We start from the raw sequence: 14897 nt of genomic DNA, 5'->3' as shown, positions 1-14897 counted from the left end.
TGAGACGAGTAGGCAGGGAAATCCATTTAGAGAGTCAGCGGCTGGTGGGAGCTGATTGGGTGATCTGCGCGAATGGACTTAGGAGAGCTGGCCTGAAAGCGGAAGCGAGTAAGGGAGACGTAAGCCCTGCGTTAAAGGGAAAGGCGAAGAGCCTGTTTAAGTGAGTGCAGAAATTTATTGCATTAATGCGTGGTGGTACCGCGGTTTCAACCCGTCCCCGCAATCAGATAGCTATCTGATTGCGGGGATTTTTGTATTTAAAAACGAGACGAGGAGAGATTAGCATGAGCAGAGTAGAGAATATGAGCGAGCAAGCAATGTACGAGAAATCCTTGGAAATTTTGAACGGCACTATAGATGAGCAGCGGGTAAAAGCTTTTTTATCGGGTTTGCATGAAAAAGGCGAAACAGCAGATGAATTGGTGGGTTTGGTCAAAGCGATGCGCGAAAAAGCAGTAGAGCTGCCAATGGTAGAAGGAGAACTGGTTGATGTTTGTGGAACCGGTGGTGACCGCTCATACAGTTTTAATATCAGTACGTTGACCGCTTTTGTGCTGGCAGGTTGTGGGTTGACGGTAGCGAAGCATGGCAATCGCAGTGTTTCGAGCAAAACCGGCAGTTCGGATGTATTGGAGGCGCTTGGCATTTCCACCGAATCGGACATCGAATCAATCCCAATGATGCTTGATCAGACAGGGATAGCGCTTTTATTCGCCCCGGCCATCCATCCGGCACTCGGAGGAATGCGCCAAATCCGTAAAGAGATCGGGACGCCGACTATTTTCAATTTGGTGGGGCCATTGGCGAATCCGCTGCCGATTACCGTTCAAATGACCGGTGTCTACCGCCGCGATATGCTGGAACCGATGGCGGATGCTTTGATCCGGTTAGGCCGAAAGAAAGGCGCACTGGTTCATGGGGCCGGCGGATTGGATGAATTATCGCTTGCAGGAACCAATGAATTGATCATCTTCGACGAGCATGGGAAACGGGAAATGACCATCCATCCGAATGAAGTCGGTTTGGAAGTTGCTTCAATTGAAGCGATTCGCGGAGGCGATCCGGAACGCAATGCAGAAATCTTTATGGATGTATTGTCCGGAAACGACAGCCCTTATCTGGATACAGTGGCATTGAATGCAGGTACGGTTCTGTATGTCAGCGGCAAGGCTAAAACAGTGAAGGAAGGCGTTCAGCAAGCGAAGGCTTCGCTGCAGGCAGGCGAAACTGCACGTGTCTTTGATTTGCATCGCTTAGCGGCGGGGGTGTTGGTATGACGACGATATTGGATAAAATCATTGCGACTAAACATGAAGAAATAAAAGCATATCAACCAATCGGACAAAGTGCTGCTGTTTTTCCTGAAAAAACGAAGTTGCTTCAGCGCCTTCAGGAAAAGAATGGCGTCATTTCGGAAATCAAACGTGCTTCTCCTTCGAAAGGAGATATCCAGACCGAAGTGAATATCGTAGCACAAGCAAAAAAATACGAAAAAGCAGGCGCGGCTGCAATTTCAGTGCTGACCGATGAAACTTATTTTAAGGGATCGATCGATGACTTGCGCGAAGTGGCGCAAGCGGTGTCCATTCCAGTTTTGTGCAAAGATTTCATGGTCAGTGAAATTCAGATTGACCGGGCTCAACAAGCAGGAGGCACCATTATTCTGTTGATTGTCGCAGCGTTGGATAAGCAGCAGCTGCAACACCTTTACCGATACGCGCTCTCTAAAGGACTCGAGGTTTTAGTGGAAGTCCACGATGAAGAAGAGCTGCAGGCGGCATTGGAGCTGGATGCCAAATTGATCGGCATCAATAACCGTGATTTGAAAACTTTCGAAGTATCGATCGAACGGACCGCTCGATTGGCGGAGAAGTTCCCCTTTGACGGCGAACGCGTACTCATCAGTGAAAGCGGGATGCACACAAGAGAAGATGCGAAATTTGCCTATGCAAACGGAGCGGCCGGAATTTTAGTGGGCGAAGCACTGATGCGGTCTGAAGACCCGGGCAACTGGATCCATCAGGCGACCAGTGAGGAGGCAGTCAAGTGACCAAAGTGAAAATCTGTGGTTTAAAAGAAGCGCAACATGTCAAAGCAGCGCAGCGGGCTGATGCGATCGGATTCGTCTTTGCCCCGAGCAAACGGCAGGTGACAATTGAACAAGCCGCGCAATTGGCTAAATATGCTCCAGTAGATACCGATAAGATCGGTGTTTTCGTCAACGCTTCTTTACAAGAAATCGAAGATGCAGTAGCTGGTGTTCCATTGACGATGGTACAGCTGCACGGAGATGAGCCGGACGAATTGGTCGAGGCGATTCGTGTACCCGTCATACAAGCTTTCTCGATCCGCACAAAAGAAGACGTCGATCAATTGAAAAAATCACGGGCTGATTATGTGCTGGTGGATGCACCCGGTACCGATTACCGTGGAGGCAGTGGCAATGTCTTTGATTGGACTTTATTGGACAGAGCCAATATTGACTCCTCCCGCCTGATTGTAGCAGGAGGTTTGAATCCCGAAAATGTCCATGCGGCAATCGGCCAAACAGCTCCTTATATGGTGGACGTTTCAAGCGGCGTTGAAACCAAGGGACGCAAAGATTCTTCGAAAATACAGGAATTCATTAAACAAGTAAAGGATGATTCGATGGAACAGACAATAGAAAAAACAGGATTTTTCGGCAAGTACGGTGGACAATTTGTGCCGGAAACCTTAATGAAAGCAGTTAAGGAATTAGAAGATGCTTATAATGAAGTAAAAGAAGATCCTGAATTCCAGAAAGAATACCATCACTATCTATCTGAATATGTGGGACGTGAACAGCCGCTGACATTCGCAAAACGGATGACTGAAGCATTAGGCGGTCCTAAAATCTATTTGAAGCGCGAAGACTTGAATCATACCGGTGCCCACAAAGTGAATAACGCGATTGGCCAGGCGCTGCTTGCGATGCGTATGGGCAAACGCAAAATTGTAGCGGAAACCGGAGCAGGGCAGCACGGTGTGGCGACTGCAACCATTTGTGCGCTTTTTGATCTGGAATGCGTTATTTTCATGGGTGAAGAAGATATTAAACGCCAGCAATTGAACGTCTTCCGCATGAAATTATTGGGTGCCCGTGTTGAAAGTGTCACGAAAGGCAGTGCGACCTTAAAAGATGCTGTCAATGAAGCCTTGCGCTACTGGGTTGCCAATGTAGAAGATACTCATTATTTGATCGGTTCGGCTCTTGGGCCACACCCATTTCCGACGATGGTCCGTGATTTCCAAAGTGTCATCGGCGAAGAAACCAAGCGGCAGATTCTTGATAAAGAGGGCCGACTGCCTGATGCCATCCTGGCATGTGTCGGCGGGGGCAGCAACGCCATCGGCATGTTTTATCCGTTCATTCAAGACAAAGATGTCCAGTTGATCGGTGTTGAGGCTGCAGGTGAAGGTGTGGATACAGAAAAGCATGCTGCAACGTTGACCAAAGGAACCGAAGGCGTGCTTCATGGCGCATTGATGAAATTATTGCAGGACGATGCCGGCCAGGTGCAGGAAGCGCATTCAATTTCTGCTGGGCTTGATTATCCGGGAATTGGTCCAGAACATGCTCATTTGGCAGACATAGGCCGTGTTGAATACCGCGCGATTACCGATGAAGAAGCGTTGGCTGCGGTCATCAGCATGTCCCGCCTTGAAGGGATCATTCCTGCACTTGAATCGGCTCATGCGATTGCGGAGGCCGAAAAGCAGGCGAAGGCGATGACTGCCGACCAGATTATGGTCATTTGCGTATCAGGGCGCGGCGATAAAGATATGGCTACGTACGCTGAAAAATTGGAGGGACTGTCATGAATAGACTGGAACAGCTGAAAAGTTCAGGGAATAAAGCATTTGTCGCTTATATCATGGCGGGAGATGGCGGTCTCGGCCGTTTGAAGGAACAAGTGCAGTATTTGCAGAAAGCAGGCGTGACGGCCATTGAAATCGGCATCCCTTTTTCGGATCCGGTAGCGGACGGCCCGACGATAGAAGCGGCGGGAAACCGTGCCTTGAAACAAGGGGTCACCCTTCAGAAAGTGTTGGAAGAACTGCAAAGCTGGACTTTCCAGGTTGAAATCCCGTTATTGGTCATGACCTATTTGAACCCGGTGCTGAGATTCGGTGTGGAACGTTTCGCTACTGAATGTGGCAAGGCTGGAGTCTCAGGCGTGATTATTCCGGATCTTCCTTTCGAACATAAACAGCTGGTACAGCCTTACGTGGATAAAGAAGGCATCAAGCTGATTCAGTTGGTGACTTTGACGACGACCGATGTCCGGTTGGATGCTATTCTTAGCGAAGCGGAAGGCTTTGTTTATGCGGTTACTGTCAAAGGCATTACAGGATCACGCGATGAAATGTCCGAAGAAGTCAAAGCGTTCATGCGGAAAGTCCGGGAGAAAAGCCCGGTTCCGGTCTATGCCGGTTTCGGTATTTCGAAAAGCAGCCATGTCGAATTGCTGCGTGATGACGTGGATGGCTTTATTGTGGGAAGTGCCATTGTCGAAGCTTTCAATGACAATAGAATTGAAGAAATCGAACCGCTTATCCATGCAGTGACTGCCACCCATTCGGTATAATACCGATAGGAGGGGATTTTATGTTTACACCACTTGCTGCTGATTTCTTTCATGCTCCCACTTTGGAACTGTCCCGCAATTTGCTTGGCCAGATTTTGGTCCATGAATTGCCGGAAGGCCTCGTGGCGGGACGCATCGTCGAGACGGAAGCCTATATGGGAGCGGAAGATCGCGCTGCCCATAGCTTCGGCAATCGGCGCACGAAACGAACAGAAATCATGTTCGGAAAACCTGGCCTTGTTTATACTTATCAAATGCATACCCATACATTGATCAATGTCGTCAGCGGACCGGAAAATACTCCGCGGGCGATTTTGATTCGTGCAGTCGAACCGGTCGAGGGCATTGACTTGATGGCAGAACTGCGCGGAAAACACATGCCGATCAAGCAATGGACCAGCGGACCTGGAAAGCTGACCAAAGCGTTGGGCATTACAATGGATTATTACGGCCATCATTTTACAGAGAAGCCGCTTTACATCGCGCAAGGAGATCCGGTCCATGCAGTCGCAGTCGGGCCGCGTGTCGGTATCGGAAATTCACTCGAAGCTGTTCATTATCCTTATCGTTTCTGGGAAAAAGACAATCCGTTTGTCTCGAAATTTCGTTAGTTCTGTGTTTAATTTCCTTCTTTTGTGGAATACTAAGAAAGAATGATTAAAACAGAAGGAGTGGAAGATAGTGGCTAAAATTGCAACGTTAATTACAGATATGTTTGAAGATGTAGAATATACAGATCCGTCGAAAGCATTCAATGACGCAGGTCACGAAGTTTTCACCATTGAAAAAGAAGCGGGCAAAGAAGTAACAGGCAAACAAGGCGAGGCGGTCGTTACGATCGATAAAGGAATTGACGATGTCAGCCCGGACGATTACGATGCGTTGTTCCTGCCGGGTGGATTTTCACCGGATCAATTGCGTGCGGATGACCGTTTTGTTGAATTTACAAAAGCGTTCATGGATGCGAAAAAACCGGTCTTTGCAATTTGTCATGGACCGCAATTGTTGATTACGGCAAAAGCGTTGGAAGGCCGCAAAGCAACAGGGTATAAATCGATTCAAGTCGATATGGAATATGCAGGTGCTACAGTAGTCGATGAAGAAGTGGCAGTGTGCCAGGACCAACTGGTAACGAGCCGACAGCCTGATGATATTCCGGCATTCAACCGCGAATCACTGCGTCTGCTTGAACAATTGGCTTAATAAGAAAACGGAAGCCGGACCAGCATTGCTGGTCCGTTTTTTTATGGAAAAAAAGTAAAATTAAATGGATGAAGCGAGAAAGACTGTCCGGTATGCATAATTTTTCGCTTGAATACATAAGCGCTTACTTATATAATAAAATGATTGCAGAAGGAATAGAAGAAAATGATAAGCAGGGAGTTGTATAACGCGTGGATGTTTGGTTAGCGAGTTTTATTTTTATTGTGACATTGATTTTTGTTATTTGGCAGCCAAGAGGTTTGTCGATCGGCTGGTCTGCAATTGCCGGCGCGGTTGTTGCGCTGCTGTTTGGCGTTGTTGATTTCGGTGATGTTTGGGACGTAACCGGCATCGTCTGGAACGCGACATTGACGTTTGTCGCCTTGATCATCATTTCATTGATTCTTGATGAAATTGGATTTTTTGAATGGGCAGCTTTACATATGGCGCGCTTTGCCAAAGGCAGCGGCTTGCGGATGTTTTTCCTGGTCATCATGTTGGGGGCAGTTGTTGCTGCGTTGTTCGCCAATGACGGGGCGGCCTTGATTTTGACGCCAATTGTGCTGGCGATGGTTCGGGCTTTGAAATTCAAAGATGCCATGATTTTACCGTTTATCATGGCTTGTGGATTTATCGCCGATACGGCGTCTCTGCCTTTTGTCGTAAGCAACTTGGTCAATATCGTCTCTGCAGACTTCTTTGGCATCGGATTTACTGAATACGCCATCCGGATGGCTGTGCCGAACTTGTTCAGCATCGCTGCAAGTATGCTTGTGCTGTATCTGTATTTCCGAAAAGACATTCCAAAGCATTTTGACGACAGTGTTTTGAAAACCCCGGCTTCAGCAATAAAGGATATCAAGATTTTCCGTTTGTCATGGGTGGTGCTGGTGATTTTGCTGATCGGCTATTTCAGCAGTGAAGCTTTGAATATCCCGGTTTCCTTGATTGCCGGAGCGGTAGCTATCATTTTCCTGGCGATTGCACGGAGAAGCAAATCGGTTGAAACGATGACCGTTTTAAAAGGAGCGCCTTGGGCCATCGTCTTTTTCTCGATCGGTATGTATGTTGTCGTTTATGGCCTGAGAAATGTTGGGTTGACATCGGTGCTCGCGACGGCCATCGAATGGACAGCGAGCCATGGGTTGTATGCAGCCACCATTGGCATGGGTTTTATCGCAGCCATTCTTTCGTCGGTCATGAACAATATGCCGACAGTCATGATCGATGCACTTGCCATAGCTGAAACCGATACGACAGGAGTCGTGAGGGAAGCGTTGATTTATGCCAACGTCATCGGGTCGGACCTAGGCCCGAAAATTACGCCAATCGGTTCATTGGCAACTCTACTGTGGCTGCATGTGCTGAAAACAAAAGGTGTGGAAATCACATGGGGCTATTACTTCAAAATTGGGATCATCCTGACGATACCGACTTTGTTCATCACATTGACGGGCTTGTATTTGTGGCTCAACATTTTAAATTAAAACAACGAAAAAGGAGCTTGCCGCAGGCGAGCTCCTTTTTGCTAGTCTAGAAATTTTGCTAAATAGATTTCGTTATGTGGTTTTCCATCGATCATCATGGATTTTTGGCGGATGCCTTCAGATTCAAAACCGGCATTTTCATACAATTTGCGTGCGGGTTCATTTTCTTCGACAACGGTCACTTCCAGTCGGGTGATGCCTTTTTCCCTGGACCATTCTTCTGCTTTTTCAAGAAGCGATTTTGCGATGCCTTTGCCTTGCGCATCTTTCTGCAGGCCGAGGTCGATAAAAGCACGATGCGCAGCACGTTTTGCATCATTCCCCATCACCATTAAAAAGCCGACATGCTGGCCATTTAAAATAGCGATGATGATGGTGGAGTGTCCGCTTTGTTTCCACTCGATGATTTGCTTACGGACTTTTTGTGTGGATTGCGTCCGCTCATCTTTTGCGTACAGCATATAATCAGACTCGGATTCCACTGTCTTTTGCAAAGCGGCCAGAGAACGTGCATCTCCATGCTCTGCTGTGCGGATAAGAAGAATGTCCTGGTCCTCATCGTCTTTATTGGAACCTTTTCCATTTGAAAGATCGGCTCTTTCGAATACAACGAAACGATCAGGTTCCACATCGCTGACAAAATAGCCGGCATCTACCCAGGCGTGAAAATGCTTGGCGGGTGGTTTTGTTTTTTTCCACCAGCTTTTATTCAGGTAGGCAGCATTGGGCAAATTCTGCCCCATAATCTGTTCAATCTCAGAAAAGGTTAATCTTATTGAGGCATTCGTCGCTCCGGAGAAATAATCGGCCAGAGGAATGTATTTCTTTTCCAGTAAAATGGTCACAGGCATCTCTTCCTTCCACCTAACTTTGAATTAGTTAGTCATATTATACCATTCGCATATGCTAAAGTACATAATGAATTTTTAAAATACAGATAATTCTATAAACTTATACTCTTTTAGGTCTATTTTTCTTTCTTTACCAGTTGGATTTATTTGAATAGCGGTCTTATGGTAGAATAAATACAGAAACTAAGAATTCCAGGAGGCTATTATTCATGTCAAATGTTTTAGTATTGGGCCACAAAAATCCGGACACTGATTCAATTTGTTCGGCCATTTCATATGCGTATTTAAAAAATGAAATGGGCATGGTTGCTGAACCGATCCGTTTAGGAGAAGTGAACAACGAAACAATCTTCGCATTGGAAACGTTTAAGTTCGATCAACCAAGACTGGTAACGCAGGTATCCAAAGAAGCATCACAAGTGATTCTGGTGGATCACAACGAACGCCAGCAAAGTGCTGAAGACATCAATGAAGTACAAGTAATTGAAGTAGTGGACCATCACCGGATCGCTAACTTCGAAACCACTGACCCGCTTTATTTCCGTGCGGAACCTGTTGGCTGCACGACGACCATCATCTTGAAGTTATTTAAAGAAAACGGTATTGAAGTACCGCCGAATATTGCGGGCTTAATGCTGTCAGCCATTATTTCGGATTCACTGCTTTTCAAATCACCGACTTGTACTAAACAAGATGTTGATGCTGCTGCCGAATTGGCAGAAATTGCGGGCGTTGATGCACAAAGCTACGGCCTTGATCTTTTGAAAGCAGGAGCTGATCTAAGCAATAAAACATTGGAAGACTTGATTTCATTGGATTCAAAAGAATTCGAGGCAGGCGACCGCCGTTTTGAAGTCGCTCAAGTCAATGCAATTGATGTAGAAGAAGTCATGATTCGCCAAAAAGAGCTTGAAGTGCTGATGGCAAACACCATCGCTGCTAAAGATCTTGATCTTTTTGTCTTTGCTGTTACCGATATCCTTAACAACAATTCGGTTGCCATCGTCCTTGGCGAAAGATCCGGCATCATCGAAAGCGCCTTTAAATCGAGCGTTGTTGATAACCGTGTGTTGTTGCCAGGCGTTGTTTCACGTAAAAAGCAAATCGTTCCAGTCATTACAGAAGCATTAAGCTGATTCCCAATGGGAGTCAGTTTTTTGCTTGGAGTTGGTATTTTCGTTTGGTTTAAGATGAGTGCTTGTGCATTTCTTATTGTCTAGCTTCGGCGCCTTGAATCTCGGGGTCTTAAGTCATTCCGTCTGTGCGGCAAAAAGCGCCGCTTCGACGATCTGCCTTAAGCCCGTCGATTCAGGACAGACACCTCAGCTTTTCCTTCCTGTCCAGACTCCAGCAGCCAGCTCCTCGAGTCGCTTCACCCTTGCCGGCAATGGCTGAAGAACGCCATTACCGGCAAGGCTTCCAGCGCTTGTCGGAGCTTAACGGCTGCTTCCGCTTTTCTTTCCACAGGCAAAAAAATTGAGCGCTTTTGTTTTCGTTGCTATAGTTAATGGCGAGGTGGATAATATGAAAATTGAAGTTTGGTCGGATTATGTGTGCCCATTCTGCTATATAGGCAAGCGAACTTTGGAGAAGGCATTGGTTCAATCAGGTTTTGAAAGCCAAGCGGAGATTTCGTTTAAGGCCTACCAATTAGACCCGAGTACACCCATTGATTCGACTGTTTCAACTTATGACAGTTTAGCAAAAAAATTGGGACAGACAGTGGAACAGGCAAAAGAAATGACTAAGGGAGTGGCACAACATGCCCGCTCAGTTGGTTTGGAATATGATTTTGATAACATGATGGAAGCCAATACACTGGCTGCCCATCGTTTGGTGAAGTGGGCTGAAACCGAAAACAAAGATGCAGAACTGACTGAACAGCTTATGCACCAGTATTTTGTGGAAGCAAAAAATGTTGGCAATCAGGATATTTTATTGGCCATTGTGGAATCGATTGGATTGCCGCGAGAGGAAGCAAAGCAAGTGCTTGAATCGGATCAATTTATGGCTCAAGTCCAATTGGATATTGCCGAAGCCGGTCAAATCGGTGTACAAGGCGTACCATTTTTTGTGGTTAACCGCAAATATGCGCTTTCCGGTGCACAGCCGTTGGATGCCTTTGTAGAAGCGCTGGAGCAGATTGCTGAAGAAGAAGGCATTCGCCCAAAGCTTAAGCCGATGGGCAAAGCGAAAACCACTTATTGTACGGGAGATTCCTGCGAAGGGGTTTAAGTTTGAGGCAGAGTAATTGACTTTTACTCTGCCATTTCTTATGATAAGAAAGTGCTTTTAATTTGAGATAAATAATTTTAATATAATTACAAAAGGAGTTTTACATTAGATGACTAACGTTTTAGTAGTAAAAGCAAATAACCGCCCTGCATCTGAAGGAGTTTCAAGCAAAATGTATGAAGTATTCATGGATTCGATCGGAACAGGTTCTGATCTTGACATCAATACATTTGACGTATTTAAAGAAGATATGCCCTATTTCGGCCAGGACTTTTTTGATGCAATGCAAAAATCAGCTCAAGCTGAAGAAATGACTGAGTTGGAGCAACGTATTTTGACTGCTGCCAACAAAGCAATGGACGCATTCATGGATGCTGATGTGGTTGTCTTCGCATTTCCGTTATGGAATAAAACAATTCCTGCGCCTTTGCAAACGTTCATTGACTATGTTTACCGTGCAGGCGTTACGTTCAAATATACAGCTGAAGGCCCGGTTGGCCTAGTTCCTGAGAAAAAAGTCATCATCTTGAACGCGCGCGGCGGAGTTTATTCAACACCAGAAATGGCTCCTGCTGAAATGAGCGTTAACTATATCCGTTTGATCATGGACTTCTTCGGCATCACTGACATTGAAGAAGTGATCATTGAAGGACACAACATGTACCCAGACCGCGCTGAAGAAATCATTGCGGACGGCATGAAACGCGTAGAGCAAGCTGCAAATGCATTAGTAAAAGTAAACGCATAAGTTTTTAATGAAGGACTGCCCTTAACGGGTGGTCCTTTTTTTGCTTTAAAAGGCGGTTGGACAGTAAATGTGTCAAATCGGACAGTATTTCCGAAATCTGGACAGTATTTTGTCTTAATCGGACAGTATGTCCAAATAACTGGGAATTTCCACTGCTCTCCCATTATATTGATTAGGATTTTTCAATGGGGGTAGACATTTACTAAAAGCTTTCTTGAGGAGGAACGGCATGGTACAAGGTGATAACATGAGTCGGGTTCCAGAAGAGCAGAAGTCTTATTGGAGAGAATACAAGGATATACCGAGCTATCCCGCTTTACAGGAAAATCAATCGACAGATATTGCGGTTGTAGGCGGAGGCATGGTTGGGATCATCAGCGCTTACCTATTGGCGAAAGCCGGCAAAAAAGTGACGTTGATTGATGCTGGGAAATTAGTGGACGGAGTTACGGGTTATACGACGGCAAAAATTACGGCGCAGCATGGCCTGTTTTATTACCCGCTGGTCAAGCTGGTGGGAGAAGAACAGGCGAAGCTCTATTACGAGGCAAATATGGACGGGTTGAAATTCATTGAAGAAACAGCGAAAGAGCTCAATATCGACTGCGATTTTTCCTATCACAATGCATTTGTTTATGCCAATACGGCAGTAGGAGCAAAATTGGTAGAGAAAGAAGCCGAAACTTATCGGCAGCTGGGCATCGAGGGAGAATTAGCGAAAGATGAAGTTGAGTTGCCATTCCAAGTAAAAGAAGCAGTGGTCATGCGCGGACAAGCGCAATTCCATCCGGTGAAATTCCTTGCTGGGCTGGTAAAGGAAATTGAGCGGCTGGGCGGCAAGATTTATGAACAGACCCGTGCTGTAAAAATTTTAAGCAAAAATGATCCCGTGATCCAAACCGAAAATCTATCGCATTTATCGTGCAATAAAGTCATTGTGGCTACCCATTACCCATTCAATGATTTTGATGGGATGTATTTCTCCCGCTTATCGATCAATCGATCATATATCATCGCAGCCAAAGTGAATGGAGATGTACCGAACGATATGTACATCAGCGGCGATATGCCTTCCCGTTCGTTGCGCTATGCACCGGGTGAAAACGGAGAGAAGCTGTTGTTGATCGGCGGCGATGGCCATGCGACTGGAAAAAGTTCCAGCGAAACGATGGAACATTACCGCAATCTCGAGAAATTCGGAGAAGAGCATTTCGGCATCCAGGAGATTCCGTACCGCTGGTCTGCACAGGACATGACAACACTCGACCAAATTCCGTATATTGGAACCATCACTGCAGGCTATGACAACATCTTGGTAGCTACAGGTTTCCATAAATGGGGGATGTCGAACGGCGCACTGGCGGGTATCCTGCTGACTGATCAAATTTTAGGCAAAGAAAATCGCTACGCACCGGTATTCAGTCCGACCCGCCCGAAAATGAAAGCTGTGGATGTTGCAAGCTTTGCGAAAGACAACGCCTCAGTTGCGAAGGAATTGGTGAAAGGCAAGCTGAAAAGAGCTTCCAAAACAGTGGATGATTTGGGCAAAGATGAAGGTTCACTTGTTAAAGTCGGCAAGAAGAAAGCAGGCGGCTACCGTGATGAATATGGCCAAGTCCATCTCGTCGATACCACTTGCACCCATATGGGCTGTGAAGTGAATTGGAATGACGCGGAACGTTCTTGGGATTGCCCATGCCACGGTTCCCGCTTCTCTTATACGGGGGATGTGCTGAACGGACCGGCCGTAAAACCGTTGAAGAAAATTGAACAGGAATACTGAAAAGCGTAAGCGCCCGTTTAGCTCTGCCGGGCATAAGCCACTCTGGCGAAGCGGCATGTTTTCAGCCGCATAGGCAGAGTGGCTTATGACCCAAAGAGCTGGGCGCTGGAGTCTAGACACTGAAAAGCGTAAGCGCTTGTACAGAGGAACGTAAGCTAAAGGCGCGACTTCCTGTCGCACCGCTTACGTGATCCGCCTCCTGCGGACCTCTGGCAGACATAAAATAATAAAATAAAAAAGCAGTGCGAGAAAATTTTCTCGCACTGCTTTTGCTTTATTCCTTAAGCTGGGTTGCCTTCTAATTCTAATGTGATTTTGATATCTTCGCCGACAAGTACCCCGCCAGTTTCAAGGGCCTGGTTCCATGTAAGGCCAAAATCTCTGCGGTTTACTTTGCCTTCTACGTTAAATGCCACAACTTCAACGCCCCATGGGTTTGTTGCTTTGCCGCCGTATTCCACTTCAAATGTAACAGGGCGAGTAACGTCTTTCATTGTAAGATCGCCAGTCAATTCGTATTCATCACCTTTTTTGATGATGTCATTCGCTTTGAATGTAATATATGGGAATTGTTCAACATCAAAGAAATCAGCAGAGCGCAAGTGGTTGTCGCGATCTGTGTTGCTTGTATCGATGCTTGCTACGTCAATTTTAAAGTCGATCAATGCGCCTTGCAAATCTTCTTCATTTGCTTCAACGGTTGCTTCGTAAGATGTGAAAGCGCCTTTTACTTTTGAAATCATCATGTGTTTTACTGAGAATCCGACTTCCGAGTGTGCTGTGTCTACTGTCCATTTTTTCATGTTAAATTCCTCCTAGATATAATGTTCTGAAATCAATATACCAAGTATAAATCTCGATGTCAATAGTTATTAATTAATAATTCTCGAATTCAAGATATTATTTTATTGGACTTTCGTACCTAAGAACGTTATATCGCTTGTCAAATCGGGCTGAAAATTGGATACTAGTAGAAGCTATAAGTTTAGAAGGGATTTGCTTTGAATGACGAAAGAACAATGGTTGACGGATTTACGCGAGTTTTTGGCGGATGATCACGTCAAGATGGATGAGCCGCTACACCTCCATACATTAACTAAAATGGGTGGGCCAGCTGATATTTTTGTGACACCGACAACTGAAGACGAAACTGCATTTGCAGTTAAATACGCATATAAAAACAATATACCTTTATTGCTTCTAGGAAACGGATCCAATATGGTTGTCCGGGACGGAGGGTTCCGTGGAATCGTTCTGACGCTGAAAAGCCTAGAGGCGATTCGTATAGATGGAACTCATGTTTATGCGCAAGGTGGAGCGAACATCAAGAAAGTCTCGAAAATCGTGGCAGCGAAACAACTGACTGGATTTGAATTTGCTTGTGGGATTCCTGGGTCCATCGGTGGCGCCATGGCGATGAATGCCGGCGCATACGGCGGGGAAATCAAGGACATCATTAAACAGGCGACAGTTCTTTCGAAAGAAGGAGAAAAATTGGTTTTGTCCAAGGAAGATTTGGCTCTTGGCTACCGGAAGAGCATCATCACTAAAAAAGGCTTTTACGTCTTGTCGGCCGAATTTGAACTCGAAGTCGGTAAACAAACGGTCATTGATGCCAAAATGAGTGAATTGACTTATCAGAGAGAAAGCAAGCAACCGCTGGAATTTCCTTCTGCAGGCAGTGTCTTTAAACGGCCGCCTGGTAATTTTGCGGGGAAATTGATTCAAGAAAGCGGTCTGCAGGGACGAGGATTCGGCGGAGCGGAAGTATCCACTAAACACGCTGGCTTTATCGTCAATAAAAACAATGCTTCCGCCAACGATTATATTCAGACGATTGAAATGGTCAAAGCGGCTGTTCAGGAAAAGTTTGGCATTGATTTGGAGCTTGAAGTGAAGATTGTAGGAGAAGATTTAACTTAATTAGACGGAAGATGCCCTTTTGCCGGGCATCTTTTTTTAATGGAAAAAGGAATTGAT

14 protein-coding genes and 1 other annotated feature (1 of these 15 running past the window's edge) are annotated in these 14897 nt (G+C 45.9%); of the genes, 12 read left to right on the top strand and 2 right to left on the bottom strand.

What is annotated here, in order from left to right:
• Positions 1-222, top strand: a binding site (T-box leader); it begins 14 nt to the left of the window's first position.
• Positions 223-284: 62 nt separating this feature from the next.
• The 7 genes from trpD to IRE19_RS11320 all read left to right on the top strand — a co-directional run bounded on the left by trpD (position 285) and on the right by IRE19_RS11320 (position 7300).
• Entirely contained in the window at positions 285-1277 is a 993-nt protein-coding gene (gene trpD, locus IRE19_RS11350; RefSeq protein ID WP_203340461.1) for an anthranilate phosphoribosyltransferase, read from the top strand.
• Positions 1274-2050: an indole-3-glycerol phosphate synthase TrpC gene (gene trpC / locus IRE19_RS11345; protein ID WP_203340460.1), complete on the top strand. Its 777-nt coding sequence runs from the start codon at positions 1274-1276 to the stop codon at positions 2048-2050. Before trpD ends, trpC begins: the two co-directional genes overlap by 4 nt.
• Positions 2047-3843, top strand: a complete 1797-nt coding sequence (gene trpB, locus IRE19_RS11340; RefSeq protein ID WP_203340459.1) for a tryptophan synthase subunit beta — start codon at positions 2047-2049, stop codon at positions 3841-3843. The genes trpC and trpB overlap by 4 nt, the downstream gene beginning before the upstream one ends.
• The gene (gene trpA / locus IRE19_RS11335; RefSeq protein ID WP_203340458.1) at positions 3840-4610 is read left to right on the top strand and encodes a tryptophan synthase subunit alpha; all 771 of its coding nucleotides are present in this window, start codon (positions 3840-3842) and stop codon (positions 4608-4610) included. Before trpB ends, trpA begins: the two co-directional genes overlap by 4 nt.
• Positions 4611-4630: 20 nt before the next feature.
• A complete protein-coding gene (locus IRE19_RS11330) occupies positions 4631-5221 on the top strand; it encodes a DNA-3-methyladenine glycosylase (RefSeq protein WP_203340457.1) in 591 nt (196 codons plus the stop codon).
• Positions 5222-5291: 70 nt separating this feature from the next.
• Entirely contained in the window at positions 5292-5813 is a 522-nt protein-coding gene (locus tag IRE19_RS11325) for a type 1 glutamine amidotransferase domain-containing protein (RefSeq protein ID WP_349291271.1), read from the top strand.
• 191 nt (positions 5814-6004) lie between these two features.
• Positions 6005-7300, top strand: coding sequence for an arsenite/antimonite efflux transporter (locus tag IRE19_RS11320; RefSeq protein ID WP_203340456.1), 1296 nt, complete (start codon positions 6005-6007; stop codon positions 7298-7300).
• Positions 7301-7341: 41 nt separating this feature from the next.
• Here the strand turns inward: IRE19_RS11320 and IRE19_RS11315 are convergent, their stop codons facing one another.
• A complete protein-coding gene (locus tag IRE19_RS11315) occupies positions 7342-8151 on the bottom strand; it encodes a GNAT family N-acetyltransferase (RefSeq protein WP_238943197.1) in 810 nt (269 codons plus the stop codon).
• Between the two features lie 209 nt (positions 8152-8360).
• Between IRE19_RS11315 and IRE19_RS11310 the strand changes: the two genes are divergently transcribed.
• The 4 genes from IRE19_RS11310 (at position 8361) to IRE19_RS11295 (ending at position 12917) form a co-directional block, all read left to right on the top strand.
• Complete coding sequence (locus IRE19_RS11310) at positions 8361-9287, top strand: manganese-dependent inorganic pyrophosphatase (protein ID WP_191715517.1); 927 nt, start codon at positions 8361-8363, stop codon at positions 9285-9287.
• A gap of 388 nt (positions 9288-9675) precedes the next feature.
• Entirely contained in the window at positions 9676-10386 is a 711-nt protein-coding gene (locus IRE19_RS11305) for a DsbA family oxidoreductase (protein ID WP_203340455.1), read from the top strand.
• A gap of 109 nt (positions 10387-10495) precedes the next feature.
• A complete protein-coding gene (locus IRE19_RS11300; RefSeq protein WP_203340454.1) occupies positions 10496-11134 on the top strand; it encodes an FMN-dependent NADH-azoreductase in 639 nt (212 codons plus the stop codon).
• Between the two features lie 229 nt (positions 11135-11363).
• The gene (locus tag IRE19_RS11295; RefSeq protein ID WP_203340453.1) at positions 11364-12917 is read left to right on the top strand and encodes an FAD-dependent oxidoreductase; all 1554 of its coding nucleotides are present in this window, start codon (positions 11364-11366) and stop codon (positions 12915-12917) included.
• A gap of 281 nt (positions 12918-13198) precedes the next feature.
• Here the strand turns inward: IRE19_RS11295 and IRE19_RS11290 are convergent, their stop codons facing one another.
• Positions 13199-13720: a YceI family protein gene (locus IRE19_RS11290; RefSeq protein ID WP_191715521.1), complete on the bottom strand. Its 522-nt coding sequence runs from the start codon at positions 13718-13720 to the stop codon at positions 13199-13201.
• Positions 13721-13922: 202 nt separating this feature from the next.
• On the opposite strand from IRE19_RS11290, the gene murB reads away from it, so the two are divergent.
• Entirely contained in the window at positions 13923-14840 is a 918-nt protein-coding gene (gene murB / locus IRE19_RS11285) for a UDP-N-acetylmuramate dehydrogenase (protein WP_191715522.1), read from the top strand.
• The last annotated feature ends 57 nt before the right edge of the window (positions 14841-14897 follow it).

This window comes from Planococcus beijingensis (assembly GCF_016820615.1).
GTDB classification, from domain to species: domain Bacteria; phylum Bacillota; class Bacilli; order Bacillales_A; family Planococcaceae; genus Planococcus; species Planococcus notacanthi.
This window is presented reverse-complemented; position numbering and strand designations above follow the sequence as displayed.

Bases quoted from the DNA above. Each gene is read 5' to 3' on its own strand.
- trpD (WP_203340461.1), top strand. From the start codon at position 285: ATGAGCAGAGTAGAGAATATGAGCGAGCAAGCAATGTACGAGAAATCC.
- trpC (WP_203340460.1), top strand. From the start codon at position 1,274: ATGACGACGATATTGGATAAAATCATTGCGACTAAACATGAAGAAATA.
- trpA (WP_203340458.1), top strand. From the start codon at position 3,840: ATGAATAGACTGGAACAGCTGAAAAGTTCAGGGAATAAAGCATTTGTC.
- IRE19_RS11330 (WP_203340457.1), top strand. From the start codon at position 4,631: ATGTTTACACCACTTGCTGCTGATTTCTTTCATGCTCCCACTTTGGAA.
- IRE19_RS11315 (WP_238943197.1), bottom strand. From the start codon at position 8,151: ATGCCTGTGACCATTTTACTGGAAAAGAAATACATTCCTCTGGCCGAT.
- IRE19_RS11310 (WP_191715517.1), top strand. From the start codon at position 8,361: ATGTCAAATGTTTTAGTATTGGGCCACAAAAATCCGGACACTGATTCA.
- IRE19_RS11305 (WP_203340455.1), top strand. From the start codon at position 9,676: ATGAAAATTGAAGTTTGGTCGGATTATGTGTGCCCATTCTGCTATATA.
- IRE19_RS11300 (WP_203340454.1), top strand. From the start codon at position 10,496: ATGACTAACGTTTTAGTAGTAAAAGCAAATAACCGCCCTGCATCTGAA.
- IRE19_RS11295 (WP_203340453.1), top strand. From the start codon at position 11,364: ATGGTACAAGGTGATAACATGAGTCGGGTTCCAGAAGAGCAGAAGTCT.
- IRE19_RS11290 (WP_191715521.1), bottom strand. From the start codon at position 13,720: ATGAAAAAATGGACAGTAGACACAGCACACTCGGAAGTCGGATTCTCA.
- murB (WP_191715522.1), top strand. From the start codon at position 13,923: ATGACGAAAGAACAATGGTTGACGGATTTACGCGAGTTTTTGGCGGAT.